Origin of the sequence: Sphingomonas sp., from assembly GCF_048594985.1 — a bacterium.
Taxonomy (GTDB): Bacteria; Pseudomonadota; Alphaproteobacteria; order Sphingomonadales; family Sphingomonadaceae; genus Sphingomonas_I.
The window spans coordinates 1-3,777 of sequence record NZ_JBMDXG010000300.1; the positions used below are offsets into that span (position 1 = coordinate 1).

2 protein-coding genes are annotated in these 3,777 nt (G+C 65.3%); both read left to right on the forward strand.

Translation table 11 applies throughout. The annotated features are described in order from the left end of the window. Positions 1–182: hypothetical protein (locus tag ACOJSF_RS12245; RefSeq protein ID WP_420142479.1), on the forward strand; the 182-nt coding region annotated here is incomplete at its 5' end. A 385-nt stretch (positions 183–567) separates the two neighbouring features. Further along, complete coding sequence (locus ACOJSF_RS12250; protein ID WP_420142480.1) at positions 568–3,480, forward strand: TonB-dependent receptor plug domain-containing protein; 2,913 nt, start codon at positions 568–570, stop codon at positions 3,478–3,480. Positions 3,481–3,777 lie beyond the last annotated feature (297 nt).

The window sequence follows — 3,777 nt, forward strand, 5'->3', positions numbered from 1 at the left end:
TCCTCCTCTCGCGCATCGGCGAATCGCCGCACGCGTCGGGCGATCCGGAAACGCGGGTGCTGGATCATATCGTGGTGCGTCGCGAGTCCACCTCCGCTCCGCCGGACGCCGCCGTCGCATCGGCGGGACGCACAGCGCGATCTCTCATGCCACCGGACGAGGGCTCCGTCGCCCATGACTGAATAATACTGTTTTTACAAAAGCTTGCCGAGTGCAGACGCAACGTCGGCCGCTTGTCCGGAGCCTCGCTCGAAAATCCGGCGCCCCCCCCTGCTTCCTACACCCGGAAAACCGTGTCGTAGCCACCACGCTGGCACGCTATTTTGTCAGACTATTGACTTCGGCGAACGACCCGGCTTAGGTCGAACGATAACGTTACCGTAGGCCTCCAGGGAGGGGCCTTTACGAGTGGGCGACGCCACCAACCGAAAAGGTGGCAACGAAGGGGAGACGATGATGCAGGAAAGAAGTCAGACGAGTTATATCCACGGCACGCCGGGGGTCGAGGATTTCGACGCTCGCCGTTCGCAGCGCCGGGCGCTCCGCTCGGCCAGCCTCGGCGCGATCATGGCCGTGCTCCTCGCCGGCCAGGCCTCCGCGCAGACCGCGCCGGTGACACCGTCCGATCCGGCCGTCACGAATGCCGGCGCCACGCCGACAAATGCCGCCGCGGCCACTCGTGACGGCGACATCATCGTCACCGGCTCGCGCATCGCGTCGAGCGGGTTCAACGCCCCGACCCCCACGACGGTCGTCGGCGAGGACCAGATCCAGAACAACGCGCAGCCGAACATCTTCCAGACGGTCATCCAGCTGCCGTCGCTCCAAGGTTCCAGCGGCTCCAGCACCAACACGTTCAGCACCTCCAGCGGGCAGCAGGGCCTCAGCTCCTTCTCGCTGCGCGGCCTGGGCACGATCCGAACGCTGACGCTGCTCGACGGCCAGCGCGTCGTCGGCGCTTATTATACCGGCGTGACCGACGTCAGCATGTTCCCGCAGCTGCTGATCCAGCGCGTCGACGTGGTGAATGGCGGCGCGTCCGCCTCCTACGGTTCGGACGCCGTCGGCGGCGTGGTGAACTTCATCACCGACACCCGCTTCGAAGGCATCAAGGGCAACATCCAGGGCGGCGTCAGCACCTACGGCGATAACGAACAGGGCCTGGGGCAGATCGCGGTCGGCAAATCCTTCCTCGAAAATCGCCTCCATATCGTCGCGAGCGCCGAATATGCGAAGGAAGCGGGCGTTGGCCCGGGCGACTTCGGCACCGATCTCGCGGGAAGTCGCGACTGGTTCACGCAGCGGACGATGATCAACCGCAACGTCACCAATGACGGGCTGCCGCAATATGTGCTGCGCGACAATGTCCAGCCGTACAACTTCACCAAATACGGCCTGATCAGCGCCGGACCGCTGCAGGGCATCGCCTTCGACCAGAACGGCCAGCCGTTCCAGTTCAACTATGGTTCGGGCGGCACGCCCGCGCGCAACGCGGCCGGCAACGTCAACGGCTGCTTCCCCGGCTTCTGCGTCGGCGGCGATCTGTCGGGTAATACCGACACGGGCCGCACGCTGCAGTCGGCGGTGTCGCGTCTGACCGGCTATGGCCGGATCGGTTTCGACTTCGCGGACGATAACGAGGTCTATGTCTCGTACAATGTCGGCCAGGTGAAGACGCACAACCAGCCGGTGAACGGCCAGAACCGTACCAACCTGACCGTCCAGTGCTCGAACCCGTTCCTGCCTGCCTCGATCCAGGCGCAGTGCGCGACGGCCGGCATCACGTCGTTCAATTACGGCCTCGCAAACGCGATCCTGCCCAACACGCGGGTCGACACCGATCGTCGTCAGTATCGCATCGTCGCCGGCCTGAAGGGCCGCTTCGAACTGGTCGGTTCGGAGTGGACCTACGATGCGTATTACGAGCGCGGCATCAACCACACCGCGGTCGACGTCAGCAACATCTCGCTCTCCCCGCGTTACTCGGCGGCGATCAACGCCATCCAGCTCGACGGCGCGATCGTCTGCGCCAATCCGGTCGCGCGGGCGAACGGCTGCCAGCCGATCAACATCTTCGGCGGGCAGGCCCCGTCGGCGGCGGCGTTGGCCTATGTGCAGCCGGAAAACGGGCCGTTCCAGCGGATGCGCCTGACGCAGGACGTGGCGAGCGTGAACTTCTCGGGCTCGCCGGTCGAATTGTGGGCCGGGCCGCTTTCGGTCGCGTTCGGCGCCGAATATCGGAAGGAATATTACCGCGTCCGCGCCGATCCGTATGGCGCCGGCGTCTCGTCGATCAGCCCGAACAGCGAGGATTATCCCGCCGATCCGCTGCTGAATTCGGCGGTGGGAAGCAACTGGTACGCCGGCAATTACAAGAACGGCAACGGCGAATATGACGTCAAGGAAGCCTATCTCGAACTCGACATTCCGCTGATCAATTCGGACAGCCTGGGCCGCGCCAACCTGAACGGCGCCGCGCGCTGGACGGACTACAGCACGGCCGGCAAGATCTGGACGTGGAAGATCGGCGGTACGTGGGACACGCCGCTCGACGGGCTGCGCTTCCGCGCCGTCACCTCGCGTGACGTTCGCGCGCCCAACCTGTCCGAACTGTTCGCGGCACCGGTCACGACCACGCTGCCGAACTTCCTCGATCCGGCGCGCAACGTGAACGTCGTCGCGATCCAGAACACGGTCGGCAACCCGGATCTCACGCCGGAAGTCGCGCGCAACACCGAAATCGGGGCGGTCCTCGCCAACCCGTCGTGGCTCCCGGGCTTCAGCGTGTCGTTCGACTATTACAAGATCAAGCTGAAGGACGGCGTCTCCTCGCTGGGCGCGGCGCAGATCGTCGATCTGTGCTTCCGCAACATCCTGCCGGAAACGTGCAGCGCCTATAATCTGAACAATCCGAACGGCCCGAACTTCATCAACGTCCAGTCGTTCAACCTGTCGTCGATCAAGACCGACGGCTTCGATATCGAGGCGAGCTATCGCTGGCGGGAGCCGCTGGGCCTGCCCGGCAGCTTCACGGTGCGGGGCCTCGCGACGCACATCCGCAAGTTCATCACCGAAGCGGGCCTGCCCGGCACGGCGCCGGTGGATTCGGCGGGCGTGAACAGCGGCAACACGCCCGATTGGAAGTGGCTGGCGATCCAGACCTACGAGAACGAGCTGTGGAGCCTGACTATCCAGGAGCGCTGGTTCACGGACGGCAATTACGGCAACCAGTATGTGGTCTGCCAGTCGGCCTGCCCGATCTCGACCGCGGAAGCGCCGACGATCGACCGCAACTTCATGCGCGGCGCCTTCTACCTCGACATCGGCGGCACGCTGAACGTGACCGACAACATCACCACCTACTTCAAGGTGGACAACGTCCTGAACCAGGATCCCGCCAACTCGCCGTTCAACGCCAACCCGGCGCTGTATGACGTGATCGGCCGGATGTACCGCGCGGGCGTCCGCTTCAAGTTCTGATCCCGGGATGCGGGGCGACCCGCATTCCGACCGACTAATATGATCCCACCCTCCCCAGCGGCGACACCCGTGTCGCCGCTGTTTTTTTGCCTTTGACGGGGCGTTCCGTCAGCCGGCAACCGGCGCGTTCAGGAGCCGCCCGGTGCCCGCAGATAGACGTTGGGGGCACCCGGCGTCGGCAGCTCCGCCGTCACGGGAATGCCGTCGCGCTGCGCGCGCGCCAGCGGCGCGGTCAGCGTGATGCCGCTCCCGGCCACCTGCGTCCCCGCCGCATGCGCGCGGCCGAGCGGTGCCGTG